This window comes from Paenibacillus sp. FSL F4-0087, assembly GCF_038020215.1.
In the GTDB taxonomy this organism is placed as follows: Bacteria; Bacillota; Bacilli; order Paenibacillales; family Paenibacillaceae; genus Paenibacillus; species Paenibacillus taichungensis.
The window spans coordinates 6,597,538-6,616,213 of record NZ_JBBODJ010000001.1; the positions used below are offsets into that span (position 1 = coordinate 6,597,538).

At 44.5% G+C, this 18,676-nt stretch carries 17 protein-coding genes, 2 pseudogenes and 1 riboswitch; of the genes and pseudogenes, 4 read left to right on the forward strand and 15 right to left on the reverse strand.

All coding sequences use genetic code 11. The annotated features are described in order from the left end of the window. Nucleotides 1-101: 101 nt before the first annotated feature. The 7 genes and pseudogenes from MHB84_RS29840 to MHB84_RS29870 form a co-directional block, all read right to left on the reverse strand. Nucleotides 102-917, reverse strand: coding sequence for an ABC transporter permease (locus tag MHB84_RS29840; protein WP_076288394.1), 816 nt, complete (start codon nt 915-917; stop codon nt 102-104). After that, nucleotides 914-1,936, reverse strand: coding sequence for an ATP-binding cassette domain-containing protein (locus MHB84_RS29845; protein ID WP_076288872.1), 1,023 nt, complete (start codon nt 1,934-1,936; stop codon nt 914-916). Before MHB84_RS29845 ends, MHB84_RS29840 begins: the two co-directional genes overlap by 4 nt. Before the next feature lie 161 nt (nt 1,937-2,097). Further along, nucleotides 2,098-3,498 (reverse strand): family 43 glycosylhydrolase, encoded by a 1,401-nt coding sequence (locus MHB84_RS29850; RefSeq protein ID WP_076288393.1) that lies wholly within the window; start codon nt 3,496-3,498, stop codon nt 2,098-2,100. A gap of 56 nt (nt 3,499-3,554) precedes the next feature. Beyond that, on the reverse strand, nt 3,555-5,309 hold the full coding sequence (locus tag MHB84_RS29855) for a glycoside hydrolase family 2 protein (protein ID WP_076288392.1): 1,755 nt from the start codon (nt 5,307-5,309) through the stop codon (nt 3,555-3,557). 16 nt (nt 5,310-5,325) lie between these two features. Beyond that, a pseudogene (locus MHB84_RS29860) lies at nt 5,326-5,430 on the reverse strand (carbohydrate ABC transporter permease); the annotation flags it as partial. A 297-nt stretch (nt 5,431-5,727) separates the two neighbouring features. Further along, nucleotides 5,728-6,618, reverse strand: a pseudogene (locus MHB84_RS29865) (glycoside hydrolase family 43 protein). A gap of 50 nt (nt 6,619-6,668) precedes the next feature. Beyond that, entirely contained in the window at nt 6,669-7,628 is a 960-nt protein-coding gene (locus tag MHB84_RS29870) for an ArsR/SmtB family transcription factor (protein ID WP_076288391.1), read from the reverse strand. Nucleotides 7,629-7,816: 188 nt separating this feature from the next. On the opposite strand from MHB84_RS29870, the gene MHB84_RS29875 reads away from it, so the two are divergent. Then, on the forward strand, nt 7,817-8,092 hold the full coding sequence (locus tag MHB84_RS29875) for a hypothetical protein (RefSeq protein WP_076288390.1): 276 nt from the start codon (nt 7,817-7,819) through the stop codon (nt 8,090-8,092). A gap of 169 nt (nt 8,093-8,261) precedes the next feature. On the opposite strand, the gene MHB84_RS29880 is transcribed toward MHB84_RS29875, so the two are convergent. Continuing rightward, nucleotides 8,262-9,494 (reverse strand): cytochrome P450, encoded by a 1,233-nt coding sequence (locus MHB84_RS29880; RefSeq protein ID WP_076288389.1) that lies wholly within the window; start codon nt 9,492-9,494, stop codon nt 8,262-8,264. Nucleotides 9,495-9,898: 404 nt separating this feature from the next. On the opposite strand from MHB84_RS29880, the gene MHB84_RS29885 reads away from it, so the two are divergent. Next, a complete protein-coding gene (locus tag MHB84_RS29885) occupies nt 9,899-10,558 on the forward strand; it encodes a hypothetical protein (RefSeq protein ID WP_076288388.1) in 660 nt (219 codons plus the stop codon). 63 nt (nt 10,559-10,621) lie between these two features. On the opposite strand, the gene MHB84_RS29890 is transcribed toward MHB84_RS29885, so the two are convergent. Then, nucleotides 10,622-11,227, reverse strand: a complete 606-nt coding sequence (locus MHB84_RS29890) for a TetR/AcrR family transcriptional regulator (RefSeq protein ID WP_076288387.1) — start codon at nt 11,225-11,227, stop codon at nt 10,622-10,624. Nucleotides 11,228-11,508: 281 nt separating this feature from the next. Between MHB84_RS29890 and MHB84_RS29895 the strand changes: the two genes are divergently transcribed. Beyond that, nucleotides 11,509-12,948, forward strand: coding sequence for a DHA2 family efflux MFS transporter permease subunit (locus MHB84_RS29895; protein WP_076288871.1), 1,440 nt, complete (start codon nt 11,509-11,511; stop codon nt 12,946-12,948). 161 nt (nt 12,949-13,109) lie between these two features. On the opposite strand, the gene MHB84_RS29900 is transcribed toward MHB84_RS29895, so the two are convergent. From MHB84_RS29900 to MHB84_RS29920, 5 genes are all read right to left on the reverse strand, one after another. After that, on the reverse strand, nt 13,110-14,009 hold the full coding sequence (locus MHB84_RS29900) for a TetR/AcrR family transcriptional regulator (RefSeq protein WP_076288386.1): 900 nt from the start codon (nt 14,007-14,009) through the stop codon (nt 13,110-13,112). Nucleotides 14,010-14,058: 49 nt separating this feature from the next. After that, nucleotides 14,059-14,592: a GNAT family N-acetyltransferase gene (locus MHB84_RS29905; RefSeq protein WP_076288385.1), complete on the reverse strand. Its 534-nt coding sequence runs from the start codon at nt 14,590-14,592 to the stop codon at nt 14,059-14,061. 43 nt (nt 14,593-14,635) lie between these two features. Further along, entirely contained in the window at nt 14,636-15,307 is a 672-nt protein-coding gene (gene tenA, locus MHB84_RS29910; RefSeq protein WP_076288384.1) for a thiaminase II, read from the reverse strand. Between the two features lie 121 nt (nt 15,308-15,428). Then, nucleotides 15,429-15,527, reverse strand: a riboswitch (TPP riboswitch). Nucleotides 15,528-15,573: 46 nt separating this feature from the next. Beyond that, complete coding sequence (locus MHB84_RS29915; protein ID WP_076288383.1) at nt 15,574-15,864, reverse strand: hypothetical protein; 291 nt, start codon at nt 15,862-15,864, stop codon at nt 15,574-15,576. A gap of 8 nt (nt 15,865-15,872) precedes the next feature. Next, nucleotides 15,873-17,003: an NAD(P)/FAD-dependent oxidoreductase gene (locus MHB84_RS29920; protein WP_076288382.1), complete on the reverse strand. Its 1,131-nt coding sequence runs from the start codon at nt 17,001-17,003 to the stop codon at nt 15,873-15,875. 209 nt (nt 17,004-17,212) lie between these two features. Here MHB84_RS29920 and MHB84_RS29925 point away from each other — a divergent pair, with 209 nt between their 5' ends. Further along, nucleotides 17,213-18,028 carry an AraC family transcriptional regulator gene (locus MHB84_RS29925; protein ID WP_076288381.1) on the forward strand — a complete coding sequence of 272 codons (816 nt, stop codon included), beginning with the start codon at nt 17,213-17,215 and terminating at the stop codon, nt 18,026-18,028. On the opposite strand, the gene MHB84_RS29930 is transcribed toward MHB84_RS29925, so the two are convergent. Further along, the gene (locus MHB84_RS29930; protein ID WP_076288380.1) at nt 18,025-18,666 is read right to left on the reverse strand and encodes an HAD family hydrolase; all 642 of its coding nucleotides are present in this window, start codon (nt 18,664-18,666) and stop codon (nt 18,025-18,027) included. The two genes, MHB84_RS29925 and MHB84_RS29930, sit on opposite strands and share 4 nt — an antisense overlap. Between the last annotated feature and the right edge of the window lie 10 nt (nt 18,667-18,676).

Below are 18,676 nucleotides of genomic sequence, written 5' to 3' on the forward strand. Positions count from 1 at the left end.
CTTATACTCCACATTCTGTCAAGAAGAAGACCTTATACCATGAAGGCATAACGTCTCTTTCCTGATAACTCCACATTTTTAGAAAATTTTATGATTTCCAATTACGTTCTGCGCATATATGCCCGTACTGTTAATGGTGCAAAAATGGCTACAATAACTGCCGCTCCAGCAAGGCTAGTCACCAAATCTGTGCCCATTGTCCCTTGATTCGCCAAATCCCGTACAGCTGAGACCAAATGGGATATCGGATTGACATTAACAATCCACTGAAGCCAATTTGGCATCGTATCTACCGGAACAAAAGCGTTCGAAGCAAAGGTGAGCGGAAACAATACGAGCATGGAAATCCCTTGTACACTGGACGCTGTACGTGCAATAACACCGAGAAAAGCAAAAATCCAACTGATCGCCCAAGCGCACACAATAACCAGCAATCCTGCCAAGGCGACATGACCCAATCCACCTGCAGGGCTATATCCCAATAGATATCCAATCGCAAAGGTAAGGATTGTTGCAATGGTATATCGGATCGTGTCCGCCAGCAATGCTCCGGCCAATGGCGCAATACGTGCTATAGGCAATGATTTGAATCGGTCGAATACCCCTTTATCCATATCCTCACGCAATTGCACGCCAGTAACGACTGAGCTTGTAATTACCGTCTGCACAAGTATACCCGGAATAATGACCAACAAATAAGCTTGAATGTTTCCCGAGACTGCACCGCCAAAAATGTACGTAAACATCAATGTGAAAATGATCGGCTGTAGGGTAACATCGAATAATTGCTCTGGTGTTCGTCTAACCTTCAAGATCCCGCGATAAGCCATCGTTAAGGAATTCCGGACGGTTTGCCCAAAGCTTGTGTATTTTCTCAGCTTACGGCTTGGGTTTTGTTTCGCTATTGTACTGTTCATACTTGCAACTCCTCCACTGCTTTTGATTCTTGAGACGTATGAGACGTATTGCCACTCGCATCTTGGCCCGTAATGGTAAGAAATACTTCATCAAGTGTAGGTTTCTGGACACTCATCTCTGCCAGATCAATGCCTGCGGAACGAAAGGCAATCAGCAGATCTGCTGCAATATTCGCATTAGCCATCGGCGCAGTAATCTTCCCTGCTTCCGCTGATACGCTGGAATCTGTCCGAAGGATCTGCTCCACAATCTGACGGGCGTGTTCAATCCGTGTCGGTTCCTGGATGCGCAGTTGAAGGGAGGCAGTGCCAACGGAAGCTTTCAAATCATCTACCGTACCTTCGGCCACAACATGACCCTGATCAATTACGGCAACGCGGTCTGCCAGTTGATCCGCTTCATCAAGATATTGTGTGGTCAGAAGCACTGTTGAACCAGTCTTGACCAATTGGCGAATCGTATTCCACATCTGTGCACGTGTCCGTGGGTCAAGTCCAGTTGTCGGTTCATCCAAAAAGATCAGCGGCGGCTGAGCAATAAGGCTTGCTGCCAGATCCAGACGGCGGCGCATGCCTCCCGAGAACCCTTTGATCGGACGTTTCGCCGCCTCCGTCAAGCCGAATTCTTCGAGCAGCTCAGCGGTCTTGCGTTTCGATTCTGCGCGGCCTAGACCCAGGAGCCGTGAAAATATCATCAAATTTTCGTTGGCACTAAGTGACTCGTCAACCGATGCGTATTGTCCTGTAAGTCCAATCAGCTGGCGTACAATATGTGACTCCTTCACCACATCATGCCCAAATATTTTGGCTGATCCTCCATCGGACCGTAGCAGTGTACCCAGCATCCGAATTGTTGTTGTTTTCCCTGCTCCATTCGGGCCCAGTACACCGTAGATTGTACCTGCCTTCACGTTTAGATTCACACCATCCACTGCACGCTTATCTCCAAAGATTTTTACAAGCCCCTCTGCTTCAATGGCCCAATCTCCAAGTTCATTACCTGTTGTTCTTTGCTGTATGTTTGTCAATTGTGGTTCCTCCCATATCGTTTATAGGGGAAGAATATCGTACTTTTATGAACTGAATATGAATGGAATCGGAAAGTTTTCAATTTCAAATCACAAAACCCCGCCAAGGTCCAAATGGACACCAGCAGGGTTCGTATCGGATTTATCATTCTCTAATTTGCAGGTTTGATATCAAAGAAGTCCAGTTCTCCATATCCTTCCCCTTTGGAGAAACGAATTTTGTTCACACCAGCCTTTAGCTGAACTCTTGCTGTAGACAGTCCCCAGTTCTCCCATCCCTTGTTCGTAATGTAGAATGGGCTGGCTGTACCTCCATTCACACTCAGCAGCAGGCTGGACCAATTCCCACCTGCTGTACCATTCGCCGTCCTTGCCAGGAGAATATATTGCCCTGCAGCTGTTGCATTGACGTTAAATTCTACATAGCTGTCCGCCGTATCGATATGACCAGCTTTCATGCCGCCTGAACCAGAAGGACTCTGGGATGCATAAGCGATCCCACCAAAGGTTCCCTCTTCTCCTTCATATCGAACGATTGACTTTTCTCCCGAAGGTAGAGCAATAGGTGCGTTGGGATTCACCGGCGCACCCAAGTTCGGGGTATTGTCGGCATTCCAGGTGAACTTCTGTAAGCGAATCTCACGATTCCATCCGGAATTATTGGATTTCGCTGTGTGGTACATGATCCAGTCCTCAGTCCCGTCAGGCGATTTCGTAAAGGAATGATGACCAGGACCATACAAACCGTTCCCCGATTGGAAGATAGGCTGACTGCGCTTGTTCCAGGATGCCGGATTCAGCAAATTGCTTGAGGCGTTAGCGGTAATAAGCCCCAGACAATAGTCGTTGGTCCAGCTGCCACTTGCAGAGTAGACTAGACTGATAACTCCGTTTCGAATGATCACCTGTGGTCCCTCATTTACATTCGGGGAATGATTGGTTTCCCAGGCGTAGGTTGGTCGTGCAATCTCCACACGATTTGAATCGATGGTCCAGGGATTACTCATATGGGCAATGTACAGATTCTGCCTTACATTCGTATCTCCTTCCCAGCCCGACCAGATGAAGTAGAGCTGTCCGTTCACCTGCAAAACCGTCCCGTCGATAGCCCACTTGTTGGTGGGATCCGTAATCTGCCCTTTGTATTGCCAGGTTCCCTGAGTAGGATCAGCTGACGTATTTTCCATAACATACATGCGGTGATTGACGTTGTCTCCATCATCCTTCGCATAATAGATGTACCAAGCACCATTGATGTAATGAAGCTCTGGAGCCCAGATGCCGCAGCAGCCAGTATTCACCACTGTGGTTGGAGCCGCATCAACGGTTGTTAATTGAGCTGACTTCCAGATGGTAACGTTACCACCTGTTGTTTTGGTGAAATAATAGAATCCATCTGTGTGCTTGTAGACCCATGGATCAGCTCCATCCTGCATCACGACATTGTAGAAGTTATTCTGAACGGTCGCAGCATGCGTCGTCTGTCCCATTGGAAAAATAAGAAATGCACATAAGGCCAGCAACAATTTGTTCCTGTAATTCATTATTTTCATCTACAGTCACGCTCCCTATAGGATTATGAATCATGCGTGTACCTGACCTTCAACGTTCAATCTTCAATGGCAGCTTTGCGGGAATTAATGCGACGAATCGTTTCCGGGTCGAATTTGGGACGGCGGTCATAGGTGTACAGTCCATTCACTTCCTGTTCCACATCATATAGCTGGGTATAACAAAACCCGAACATTTTAGGGTGGTCCAACAGGACATTGGTTAATCCCTCATAACGTGCAATGAAAGCTTCTTCGGAATTCGGTCTGTCCCCGTAGCCCCAAGCTTTCTCATCTTGCTGATCCGGATTCCACCAGATACCGCCATACTCGCTAATAAAATAGGGCTGCCCCTCATACGTCTGCCGCTCCGGAAACGTATTGAATACTTCTCCACCGCTTTTCATCGGTTCATATCTGGCACGGAACGTTTCCGGGTTTTGATCATAGTCATGCAAATCGAAGATATCCGTCACCACATGAAAGTTACCACTGGTATCAATGACAGGACGTGTCGGGTCCATACGTTTGGTCATCTCATAGACAATGCGTAGCACATCATTATCCTGCCGGGTTCCATCACGATCCCACGTTTCGTTGAACGGACACCAACCGATAAGTGATGGATGATTAAAGTCGCGTTCCATACCTTCCATCCATTCTGGCAAAAACCGGGCAAGGCTTTCGGTCGTTGTAATATCCTGTCCCCAGTTGGCATGTTCTCCCCATACCAGATAACCCAGCTGATCAGCCCAATACAGGAAACGCGGCTCAAACATCTTTTCGTGCAATCTCGCTCCATTAAAGCCAAGCCCCATGGAAATCTCGATGTCTTTGCGCAGATCTTCGTCGCTAGGTGCCGTGTAGATGCCATCCGGGTAAAAGCCCTGATCCAGCACAAGCCGCTGAAAAACAGACTTCTCATTAATACGAAATGCCATACCATCCAACCTTACCGTCCGCAGTCCGAAATACGAGCCTACCGTATCGATGGTCTGATCCTGCCCATGCAGCTTCAACTCCAAATCATACAATTGGGCATGCCCTGGCTCCCATAAGTGGATTTCGGATAATGGGACGGTAAGCTTCACAGCAGGTCCATGAATAACCGCCGTTGCCGATCCAACATCCTTGCCGTCAAAGTGGGCTGTTGCAGCCAGCTCTCCTCCAGCAGTGTTACCGCATATTTTCACTTCAAGGTGCACGCATGCATTATCCGGATCAGCCGCGACTTTCATGTCGGAGAGATACACCTCTGGCACTTGCTCCAGCCACACCGTTTGCCAAATGCCGGTCGTCCGCGTGTAATCGCAGCCATGTGAATGGAAGCGTTCGCTCTGTTTGCCTCGCGGCTGAAGTCCTGAACGCACATCGTCTTCCGCATAAACCGTGACTACATTCGTTCCCGACGAAACATGGGATGTGATATCAAAATGGAATGGCGAATAGCCTCCCCGATGTTTACCAATGGCTTTTCCATTGACCCAGATCTCGGCTTCGTAATCAACAGCGCCAAAATGAAGCAAAATGCGCCCATTCATCCAGGCATCCGGGATGGAGAACTCGCGTTTATACCATACTGCTGCCATAAAATCGGTATAGCCCACACCGGACAGTTTACTCTCTGGACAGAACGGAACAGTGATTGTCCCAGAGAGGTGATGTTCGGACTGTTCATAACCCCGTTCTTTTCCACTTTTGCCATGATCCATTTCGAACTGCCAAGTTCCGTTCAGATTGATCCAATCGTTACGTACCCACTGAGGACGAGGATATTCCGGTCGTGGTGTCAATGTCATCTTGTCTTTATTCATACGTAAATCACTCCTATTAGCCTTTGATTGAACCGATATATACTCCTTTTACAAAGTACTTTTGCAGGAAAGGGTATACCATCAGTATTGGAATGGTGGACACAACAATGGTGCAATATTTGTTCTGTATTTGAATCAAAGTATAATTACACAATAATTAGATGTCAACGTTTTCAATTTATTTTCTTGTAACAAAATATATCTGGTATTCTTGCTTACATCTCATTCAAACAGCATTGGAAAGTTGATTAATCACTAGGTCACACCATTAAAACATTGTTACAATGCGGAAAATTCTAGTTTAAACCCAAAATAATTAATACTTTCTTTGTCTAATGAAAGCATTCGTTTTCACCAAATCATTTATCTACTTCGCTATTAATTACAAAATAGTTGTAACTTTAGGCATACCTATCCCCTATTCTCGAGTCTTATGTCTTACTCTCCCGATGGAACTTGGACCGGCATGATCATCGCTGAAAGGCACACCAAAATCAGGTGTTCCCTCCCTGTTCCATTCAAATTTTTGAATGCGCGTAGCCGGCAAACCAGTATCAGCACCTGGTGCCGGAAGAGCATGAAATACGATCCAGTCCTCCAGACCATCCGGTGATGTAGTAAAGCTGTTGTGCCCTGTGGAATATACACCATTCTCCGTACTCTTCCGAAAAACAGGCTGCGGGGATTTGGTCCATGATGAAGCTAGCATTGGATCATCTTCTTCATTCATGGTTAACATGCCAAGTGCATTATCTTCCGACCAGGTTGTGCTGGCCGAGAAAATCAGAAAAACTCATCCATTTCGATGCAGCATAACCGTGCCTTCATTAATCGCCATCCCGCCTTGCTTTTCCCACGAAAAGGTTGGAGCTGTTAACAGCACATGGTCACCTGTTAATGTGTAAGGATTAGACATCCGCATAATATAGATCGCTGACCCATAGTCCGGAAAATGACCGTAGCCTGCGTACAGAAAATAGAATCGAGCTCCCAATTTCAGCACGGTACCATCCAGACCAGGGACAGGAGTGCCCAGAGCCCCCTTCCATACCCAATCTCCATCCATGGGATTTGGGCTTTCATTCTCCAGCACGCAAATCCGCCGTGAATCGTCCCCTCCCCCATCATTGGCCGTATAGTATATGTACCATTTTCCGTTCAAAAAATGGATTTCTGGTGCCCACAAATGATGGCTATAACGCCCGCCAGGCTCCGGTGACCAGATGATTTTCCGTTTGCCTTCGTCAATCTGAGATAATTTCGGGTGGACTGAATAAGCTCCAGGTAATTGGAACGTGTTGCTCCAGATGAAACAAGTTCGGTTTAAAACGCTCGATACTCACGATAAATGAAGTACCGTTATTTGGCATATCTCGCATCCTTATCACCTGCATTCATCGTATACCTTACCTGCATAATAATGTTCTGTTCATGATCTCCGAACTCATTGCCAAACAGGTTCATGCCTCCCTGATGCCTAGCATCCGGATGAATTCCAATGCGTAATCTTAACTTGTGTTTATCCTCAAGATGAAGATCTGACAGGGACACATCCGAAATTTTCTCCTTGTCCAGCATGGTCATGTTGTCGTCCACACGCCATTTTTTGAGAATGCCGTATTGTGTGGAACCATCTGACCACCATGCCGGATTCAGTTTACCTCGGCGGTCGCCCAAATCTCCGGGACTAGTCCACATCCCGATCTCAGTGCCATTCACCCAAACAGAAATATCCGAGGGCCAATCATTGTTATACGTTGCTACTTCAGAACAGATTTCCATGGACAATTCCAAAGATTCAATCGTTGCACCTTGCGGAATATCCATTGGAAGCAAATATTCAAGATAACCTTTTGCCAGCCAAATGATCTGAGCATCAATATGTTTAGGATGATAGAAGCTTGCCGGGTCGTCTTCCTTCAGAATCATCTCCTCCGTGCTCGCCATACCGCATGTTGGCGCAACTTCACAGTCGCTGTAATGCCCTATCGGCATCTGAACTTCATAGACATTCGTATCCCGTGCGGGAAAGGAACTCACTCGATCCAGGGCAATATGAATATCATCATAATTACGGCTGCAAACTTTCATGGCCCCACGAGAGGCTGGGAGCATTTCCGTATGTATTAAATTGGCCGCCTCCAGCACTTTAATATGGTTGGCTACCGTTGACACGGGCAGGTTAAGTGCTTCGGCAATTTCGATTATGTTTAATTTGTTGGCATTAAGAAGCTGGAGAATGTCAATCCGGGAACGAGTCGACAAGGCGTGGGTTACAGTTACCAGTTTTTCCGGGTCGTTAAAGCTAAGTTCCAGCACGTATTTGCTCTCCTTTGGAAAATATTAATTAAAATAATTCTACTTAATAACAGGAATAAACACAATGTTGCTATGCTCCATCCTGCTTTCGAAGGAATACATCTGAGAACATTTTCCACGTAATCTTTCCTATAACGAAGGCAATGAATAGAAGTAATCTGCATTTCTTGTGAAAGGAAGTGTTATACGTGATAAGTGAACTCAATAGCTGGATCAGGCATATTGCTTCTAACTATATATTGATTATTACGGCAGCTGTTATTTTCTTCGCGATTAAGGCTGTGATCGGATTCTACACGTACAAACACTACAACAAACAATTGGACCATCTGCACCATAAAGTTGATCTTCTCATCAAGGAACAGCAGCTTCTAGCTCAGCAGTTCTCCCTTCATAACGAAAACAGAGACATGATGCACAAAGAAGACCACTTCGAGTCTTCATCGCAACCTCCTCTAATGTGATCTTCTCTTCTCATATAATATTGTATAGTTACTGTTGTATGACCCTCTCTACTCTGTTACGTAAACATCTCAGAAAAAACTTGAACGATATACAAGCCGTAGATCAGATGTTGGTACACATCCAATCTACGGCTTTTGTTATTTGGACTGTATGATAGTTATCTTCTTCTTAATGAACAATCTTCACAGGCAAGTATGTCAGGGACTGGCCTGGAGCCGAGACGGTAAGGTTGTTTTCCAACTCAAATGACTCAACTGATTCGATGAAGTGTACTTTTTCTACAAATGCAGTCAAAGCAACGCTTAATTCCATTCTTGCCAGTGGAGCACCTAGACAGAAATGCGGACCATTCCCAAAGGTAAGGTGTTTTTTGTTATTGGGACGGTGAATGTTCAAATCGAATGGATTTTCAAATATTGTTTCATCCATATTCGCCGCACTCATCCAGCTAATAACGACATCCCCTTTTTTCAATTCTACACCCAAGAGATTATTATCTTTCTTAACGGTCCGATGTCGCTTGGCATTATGGAAGCGATAACGAAGCATCTCTTCCACCGCAAGTGGGATCAACTCAGGGTTCTCTCGTAATTGAACATACAAGTTGGGGTCATCATAGAGAAAAGAATAAAATGTACTGGAAACCATGTGACTAGTGGTTTCGATACCAGCCCCCAGCAAAAGCATCGTGGTTCGAACAACCTCATCGTCGGAAAATTTCTCGCCGTCCACATCCACTTTCAACAGGTCTGTAATGATATCGTCGCCAGGCTGAGACCGTTTCTGAACGACAATGGGATAAAGGAACTGATAATACTCCTGTGCCGCGACTTGCTTTTTCAGTTCCATTTCCTCTGCATTTTCTCTATTGGCGGGTTGAAACAGAATATCTACCCAGCTTTTGAAGCGGTGGCTGTCCTTCAGCGGTATGCCCAGCAAATCAGCCATAACCATGGAAGGCAATGGTGCTGCCAGAGCTTGCACGATGTCAACCGTTGTATTGAGTTCGATATCCTCCACCAGTTGCTTGGCAATGTTCCGAATCCGCGGCTCCCAGTTTTTTAAACTGCGGGGGGTAAAAGCAGCAGAAAGCAACGAACGGCTTTTTTGATGACGCGGTGGATCTATGCTTGAAATATTCATTTTGTCCGGCGGTGTGCCTTCCTTGTTTTTCGCCCCAACAGAAATGGTTGTTCTTGATCCTTCGGATGAAAAATATTCATGATTGCTTAGTACCTGCTTGACATCGTCATATCTGAATACATTCCAGGTATCCGTACCCTCATGATAGTAAACAGGTTTTTCCGACAACATTTTCCGAAACCAGTGAAGTGGAAAAAACTCTTCCGATCTGGACTGAAAATTGGTTATATCGTGAACTCGAATCACTTCTTTGTACATCCAAACACCGCCTTAAAACTATTTTTATCCAGTGCAAAGAGGGATTTCTTCCATGTCTCTGATAATCATGCCACGGCGTCACTCCAGGTCTTCGTTTCCTTTTCATTCCTCCTTTGGTTGGCACATGAATTGACAGTTCAGCGCACAACCATTTTATACTAACCGTATATTATTTGGAATGAATCTTTTGAACTATATTCATATTCTGGATATTTTAAGGTGTATTTTTATACTAATAGTTCATTTATGACGAAAATTAAGTTCTTAACGGTTATAATACAGGATTACAGATAGGTAAGCATGAACATGTCTAAACCTAATACGTGGACCATATGGTTTACTATGGTATGCTTGAACACTAGACTCATTGTTTGCACATCGGGGTTTCTTTCGGGAGGGATAAAGTGAATTGGATACGTCCATTGAATAGCGGAGAATCTGTCTTTAAAGTTAAAAATAATCGCATTATCTACTTTGCAAAATTATCTATTCCACTAAATGCCCTTATCGCAGTTGGGAAAATACTTTTAGGGATTTTTACCCTCTCCTTCTTTTTATGCATTAACGCTTTTTATAATATCGGCATCGCTATTGCCAAGTATCACGCAGCAAAAGCACATGAGGACTCGAATCTTGATGATTCCAGCCCGGAGGAAATCCTAAAAAAACAATACGCTGCATACCGATTTATAGGCAATATTGTGCTCGCTTCTAGTGCGGTGTACATCATTTATTGCAGTAAGTTATTATTTGTTACAGGCAGTAGAACACATTATCCTCACTATGTCGCCTTCATCATAGCTGCCGTCACTTTCACCGAAATCGCGGTTTCTCTAGGGGGCGCCATTATGGCGAGACGGAATAATGAACCGGTCATTGAAGCCATCAAACTGACGAACTTCTCTTCATCATTGATCTCACTTTCATTAACACAAACTGCGATCATGTCATTTTCATACAAAGGAGATCCCACCTTTTACAATGGACTGTCTGGCATTATTTTTGGTGCTCTGGCAGCACTCATCGGGCTGTATATGATATTACGAACTCCGACAGGAGCGTAGGCCGTTAAATTCTTAAAAAACATCTGCGTAAGTTGATTCTGACTTTAGCTGGATGTTTTTTTGTTATATCAAGTCATTGTAAGAATAAGCACGAATTAAAGAGAACTGTTTGGCTAGAAAATGCGGTGCATAAGGCATATCATTGCGAAGCCAGGATACAATGGTCCCAATCAGGGCTGAGGAACTGTACCAGATGGCGATCTCCTTATGAATACCTGCTTGTTCAAGTGTGCTTCCCAACTCTAATCTTTCGATCTTGGCTGAAACAAGTTTCGTTAGCAATTTCAATAGTCTCTCCGTAAAAATGGGGGTTCTTCTTGACGCGAGAACGACGCGATAGAATTTGGAGTGGTCAGCAAAGTGTTCAAGCAATTTCACTAGAACTGGCCAACCATCATCTTTGGCAGCATCTTCAAATTGAGGAGCATGTTCGTCCACAATCCGTTCAATATGCTCAATCATCTCATCCGCCATTTTCTCCATCATGTCTGTGATATCCCGATAATGCAGATAGAAGGTCACGCGGTTGATCGTCGCTCGTTCTGCAATCCGATTGACGGATAGTTTCTCGATGTCCATTTCCTGCAATAGATCTACAAAAGCATCACGAATCAACTGTCTTGTACGAAGTATACGAGGATCTGTAGCAGACTTTTTTTCGTTCTTCATGCAAAATCACTCCTCAAATTTTAAAAATTACAATTTTAAATGATCAGTCGTTTATTTCCGAATTAGACGACATATTTTTTTTTTTCGTAAAATAAGCAACGAAAATACCCAAAATCGTAAATTGTAATCTTCGGGAATATGTATATAATTCAATAAATACAATGTAAACTATACAACACGTTGTAAATTTAGTCACGTGTGGATTGAAAGGATGGAATGGATTGAGTCAGGCTAGATTAAAAGAAAGAGATGACGTAAAAAAGGGCCCCATACTGTTTGTTATGATTTTGGGTGCATTTCTTGCCACATTGAATCAAACCGTTATGAGCGTAGCAACTCCGGAGCTGATGGGGGATTTTAATATCTCAGCAGCAACAGCCCAATGGTTTACGACAGGCTACATGCTGGTGAATGGTGTACTCATTCCTGTCACGGCCTATTTCATGCAACGCTTTTCGACACGGCAATTATTTCAAGCTTCGATGTTTATTTTCCTCATCGGTACGATTATATCTGCCCTTGCGAGTAATTTCGGTACATTGTTGACAGGACGTATGGTTCAAGCAGCTGGTGCTGGTATTATCATGCCATTGTTGATGCATGTCATTCTAACCCTGTTCTCTCCTGAGAAAAGGGGAGCAGCGATGGGTATGGTCGGTTTTGCCATCATTTTCGCTCCAGCGATTGGGCCAACCCTTGCTGGATATATTCTTGAAAACTACACATGGCAAACGATGTTTTACGGAATGATCCCACTAACCGTTATTGTTATTGGTTTTGCGTTTGTATATCTCAAAAATGTATCGGAACGAATCAAACTCAAGTTCGACACACTCAGCGTGTTGCTGTCCACAATTGGATTTGGTGCATTGCTGTATGGTTTCAGTCGGGCGGGAAGTCTGGGATGGTCAAGCGCAGAAGTCATCATATGCCTTGCAGCAGGAGTAATTGCTCTTGGACTGTTCACATGGAGACAGCTCGCGTCTACAAATCCGCTGCTCGATCTGCGTGCTTTCAAGTATAATATGTTCTCACTGACCACGGTCATTAATATCGCGATCACGATGATCATGTATGCTGATATGATGTTGCTTCCTTTATACCTCCAAAATGCACGGGGTTACACGGCATTGGAGTCCGGATTATTGTTGCTTCCAGGGGCGCTTGTCATGGGCTTCCTGATGCCAATAACAGGTAGATTGTTTGACCGGTTTGGCGCAAAATGGCTGGCAATTATCGGGATGGTTATCACGATCGTAACCACTATTGGTTTCATCGATCTAACCGATTCTACAAGTTATACTTACCTTGTCTTAATGTCAACAGGTCGCCGAATTGGTATGGCCTTGCTCATGATGCCTATCCAAACGGCAGGTTTGAATCAACTGCCTCCAAGACTTGGGCCGCATGGTACAGCGATATCCAACACCGTCAGACAAGTAGCTGGCGCTGTGGGTACTTCATTGCTCGTAAGTGTAATGACTAGTCGCACAACGGCACATGTACAGGACATGGTGGCAACGGGTGCAGCCAAAGGTTTAACCCAGCAACAGTTGGGAATGGAATCCATGATCCAGGGAATTAATGATGCTTATGTTGTCATTATCGGCATTGCCGTTCTCGGATTGCTACTTTCCTTCTTCGTCAAACGTACCAAACAAGCGACGGAGGAAGACTCCAAGCAGCCTGTAAGACAAAAAGTCTCGATGAATACAAATTAAGAACAACATATACATGAATTACATTATGTAGAGCCTATGTATCTTATATAAAAAGCGGCAGATCAGGACCCTAAGCTTTACGTCCAATCTGCCGCTTTTTTGTGTATTACTAATGAACAAAAGCCTCTGCACTTCAGTGAGAACCGCTGCGCTAACGTGTTCTATTTCGTTTTCTCCATCGGAACCTGCCTGATTTGTTCAAGATATAAGCCGCAGTCTTTGACAATTCTGCTAGCTTCGCAATTCATAGAAGACGATTCAAATTCCGTTTGAAACGCCTGCAGCGTTACTTCCAACATGGAAATATTGATCTCTTTCTGCTCGACTAAAGCAAGCAGTCCTTTGGTCAGTTCTTTCGCTTTAATAGACACTTCCGAGTGGAGAATAGAATGATTGAATTTTTGAAGACCTTCAATCAGATTGTTTTTATCCACCGCAATTTCTTTGGAATCAGGAGCAATCACCAACAGACTTGGAAAATCAACAATATGCTCTTGCCTTTCCAGCATGGAACGAAGCAAAATTTCAATGTAGTTCAGGATTTTGGGCACAAGATGGTTCCAATTCGGTTGGGCAAGATGGAAGTTTCTCCACATATTCGAGATTTGATGGATCATGCCAAAACCAAAAATAGCCCCTTCATAAGCAAAGGGTTTTAATTCTTCACCAAATACCTGTACCAGTCGTTCAGATAACCAATTTAACTGCGTACGAGTCAAGTTCTCTAGATTGCATTCTCCAGAGTAGAAGCCTGTCCAGAATAGCTCCACAACAAGCTTTTTTTCCGGCAAAATCATCGGCACCATAATTTGATCTACCAGTAAGTCAAAATCGGATGCATAGCTTTGGCTCTCCAAATCTTTGCGAATTATCATATCTTCCTGTACACGCTGCTCCAGAATGGCAAGAATACAATCATCCTTGGAACCAAAGAATTTATAAAATGTTCCTTTGGACACACCCGACTCGTCTAGGATCATCTGTATGGAGGTGTTGGTTACTCCATGTTTCTCAAAGAGCACAAGTGCTGAGTCCAATAACATTTGTTTCCGTTTATTCATAAGTTCCCCCTGGATGATTTAGGTGGTTCACGTTACGGTATTCAACAATCTACTGCAAATCCACTGCAAACATCACATGTTCCTTCCAACTTCCCTTGATTTTAATATTCTGGCGGTCCGTTTCCTGGAAGCCCGCTTTACGCAACACTCGAATTGATCCGGCATTGTCGGGAAGTGCACCTGCCTCCACTCGTTTTATTCCCGCTTCATTCATAGCAAAATCCAGTGCTAGCCGAAGGGCATCACTCATGTATCCCTTGCCATTCTGCACTTGATCTAGCACATAACCAACAATCCATTTGGCTATGGAATCCAGTTCAAGTTCGAACAGAGAAATCTCTCCAATGAGCTCATGTGTATTGTTCAGGAAGATTCCGAAAGAGTAACGTTTCCCTTCTTCCCTGGCCTTGTTCCAACCTTCGAGAAGTGCAACTTGACCCTCCAGTGTATAGAACGTCTCCGATCGTTCACTTGCCGATATCTCTTCGAAAACAGCCCGGTTACGGAACTGCAAATCCAGCAATGTCGGCGCGTCCTCCACGTTCAAAAATCGCAAATAGATACGTTCCTCACGATTGTCCATCTGTATGTTCATCCTTATCTCTGGTTGTAGTAGATTGCATTCATCAGAAGTACGAGAGTTGCCGTTTATACGACATATCCCAGAACAGATATTCAAATTCAACACTTCTTCTGAATATGTCTTCTAAGGCCTCCAGCTCCAGCTCGGTTTTATGTTCACATAATGCATCCAGTGTATCATAGAACCATTCGAATGAGTCGCGGAAGTCATCACTTGCATAATTTTCGATCCAGGTCTGATAGAAATTGCCCTCTAATGAATCTCGATATTGTTCTTTTAATCTTGTAGCATAGTCGTAATACGTCCACGCACAAGGGAAAATGACGGCGATGATTTCGGCAACCCCACCTGTTTGTGCAACACTCATCATATTCGACGTATACGCCTTGTTGTATAGAGAGGGTTTGACAGCATGATTTTCATCCAGCGCAATCCCAAATTCATTCATATACTTTCGATGCAAATCCATTTCTTCGTACAGAATAGCGTGTTGAATCACCGTAAAGTTCGTCATCAGTTTTTCATCTGTCGCCTTCACCGCACCCATGGCAAAAATCTTCGCATATTCAATCAGATATGTATAGTCCTGAAGAAGATAAAACTTAAACGCTTCCCGATCCAGTGTGCCTTTCCCCATTTCGTGTAAAAAAGGATGGTTGTATCCATCTTCCCATACGGTTCTGGACTTATCTTTTAACGTTCTTGAAAATGACATGATCATTTCTCCTTTTATTAAAATTATAATGTCCCCGCTTCACATCCAGCTATCGCGTTCTGTCCTCCAAAATGCAGACCAAAAAGCCCTTGTCCTATTTTCGGCAAGGGCAAAATAACATGAGTACATGTTATTTGCTCCCTACGTCAGTATTAACTAACAGGTTCAAAGGGTCAGGTTTTAACCTTCTCAACTGCGAACAGTCCCCCTGCAAATAGCTCAGGCTTATTACAACATGTGTTTTTCCAAATGTCAATCCATTCCTATTAATCTTCAAGTTCCCCTAAATCTTCTTGCAAGTCTTTAAGTCGGGTCCGGATATCTTTAATCATACTTTGCAATTTGTTTAACTCATCGCCCCATTTTTCCTCATTAGAGACGTTCGTTGCTGAAGTTGAATGATACCCGGGAGACGTTCTTAACTGATCTAAATCCGATTCGTATGCCCGCCGATTTTCCTCAGCTTTTGCCAATTCCTCCTCTGCGATGGCAATCTGATGCTCCAGATAGATGATGTCTGAGGAGTAGCCGTGAGTTAAGCGCTGTGAATACGTCATAGTTCACCTCAATTCTGATCATCCATTGCTTTTCCAAGGTCATATGGCTGAATATCGATATCCAAATCCATACCCAAAGCCAATTTGGCCAGTTGACTGCCAATAAAAGGCCCCATCGTTAGCCCAGACGCTCCAAGCCCGTTAGCTGCGATCAAGCCATTCCAACCTGGAACAGCACCCATTACCGGAAGAAAACCTGGTGTAAATGGACGAAATCCTACTCTTACTTCCTGAAACGTGCTATCAGCTAAACCGGGAGCCAGTTCCAATCCTTTATTCAAAATTTCCTGCATTCCGCCTGCGGTTACTCTTGTATCGTATCCTTCAATATCATTTTCGTGAGTCGCTCCGATCACAATCTTCTGTTGATCAAAGGCTAACAGATATTGATCCGAAGGAGGCATGACTACAGGCCAGTTCTCAGTGTCCTTTCGATCGTGAACCTGTAAGTGCATAATTTGCGCCTTCTGATAATGAACCTTAAAATCAATGCCCAAGGGCTTCAACAGTTCATTAGCCCAAGCGCCGGCACACACGATAACCTCGTCAGCCGATATGACTTTACCGTCCACAACCACTCCAGTCACTCGGTCCGATTCATATTGAAGTGTCGCGTCCCCATGAATCAGGACCGCTCCATTTCGTTGAGCCGATCGGATTAAGGCATCACGAAGTGCACGTCCATCGATACGCGCAGCACCACTGATGTAGACGGACTGAAAGCTCCCCTCCAGAAGAGGAAAACGCTCATGAGTTTCTTTTGCATCTAGACGGGTAATATCGGCAATCTCCGGTGCATCTTCTTTACGAAGGTGTGCCCTCTCCTGCATCTTGTTGATTTTGTCCACATCCGTATGAATACTAAGAGCACCCACTTGAGCGTAACCCGTTTCTGTTTCCCCTTCACTCTTGAGTTCTTCAATCAAGCTGGGATAAAAACGTGCACCCGCTTTGGCAAGCTGATACCAATCCTGATTACGGCGCTGAGATAACCAGGGACAGATGATCCCGGCAGCAGCATCCGTAGCCTGCCCTCGATCTTTCCGGTCTATAAGAAGAACTTCCACACCCCGTTTAGCCAATTGATACGCTGTGGAAGCCCCAAGAATTCCTGAGCCTACGACGATGACTTTCTTCATGACTGCATCCCTTTCCTAAATCACTGTAACCATTATAACGCATACTGCTTGGTCTGATAATGGCAAGGCATCGACATTATGATACGTGTTCCTAAAAGGTTTTCGATAAAATGTTATTTATGTAATATAATTCAAATCAGGTTTCTTTTAACGCTGTATCCACGCCATTTACGCACACGACCTTTAACGAAATGAGGAATAACACAACGATGCCGAAACCTAGTATGGGGAATTCACTGGATCCCGATATGCCGCTTATGATTACAGGTCAAAATCAGCTGACCGTAGACGAATTAATGAATTGGAACGGCCATTCACGGGATTACAGTATTGTGCAGTGTATCGGGGGAACAGGGAAAATCGCAGCCCAAAATCATGAGTTTTCAATTCGGGAAGGAATAGCTCTTATTATGTTTCCGGAGGTAACATATCGTTACGACAATCTGAGTAATTCATTGTTGTTCGATTGTCTGTCCTTTAATGGCTATTTATTGCCCCGGTTTCTGCATACCTTGCAGATCGGGGAGCTGCGCGCCTTCAAGCCGGATGGAATGCTTCATATCCTGTTGCATGAAATAACGTTGGCGCTACAGTCCCGGCACAAGGATCAGATCTGGCACGTATCCGCATTGCTGTACATGCTTCTGGTCAGGTTAACGATTGATGGTGATCGTTATGGCGCTTATGAACGCTCGGATGCCCGATTAAAGCTGGGCGGACTGGTTACTTTTATCAAGCAAAATTATGATCAGGACATCTCGCTCTCCATGTTGGCTCAGCAAATGGACGTCACCGAACAGCATTTAAATCGGATATTCAAAAAGGAATTCCAAATGACTCCGCTTGATTATCTGACACGATATCGGTTATTGAAAGCCAAGGAAATGCTCGTCCATGACGCTGGGATAACGGCCCACGAAATTGCTCGGGCTGTCGGTTTCAACAGCGCCAGTTATTTTGGATCCGTTTTCAAAAAATATGAAGGAATCTCTCCTATTGAGTTACGCAAGCAATACCAGGGTTAAAGAATTTCCATCGTGATCTCTGCCAGCGAGGTTAACCGCAGATCATACTTCGAGAATTCCAGATTACGCGTTACCTCGTTAGGCACAATGACACAGCGAATCCCCGCGGCTTTGGCTGCCTTCAGTCCATTCGGCGAGTCTTCAAACACAACCGCTTCGGATGCTCCAATCCCGAGACTCTCCAGGGCAAGCAGATACAATTCCGGGTCCGGTTTGACCCGCTTGACGTCCTCAGCTGTATGAATAACATCGAATAGTTCGAAAATGCCGAGTGTACGTAAATAACCATGAACCCAATCCCGGGTAGAGCTGGAAGCAACGGCAAGTTGAATTCCCTTTTTACGGGCAGACAGGAGCAACTCATGCACGCCTGGAAGAATTGCTGCCTGTCCAAGGTATGCTTCGTATTTCTGTTCAGAAAGCAGCTTGATATGATCGTGATCGATCGGTTTTTGCAGCGCTTGCTCCAGATATAGAAAAGGATGAAATTCTTCAAACGATGTCCCTACATTTTTCGACCAAAGCTCCAGCCCAAGTTCAAGTCCATGCTCTTTATAAATATCGCGAAAAGCATAGAACCAAGGTGTCTCCGTGTCCACAATCAGTCCATCAAAATCCAAAATAAAAGCTTTTACCATTCCGCTTTTC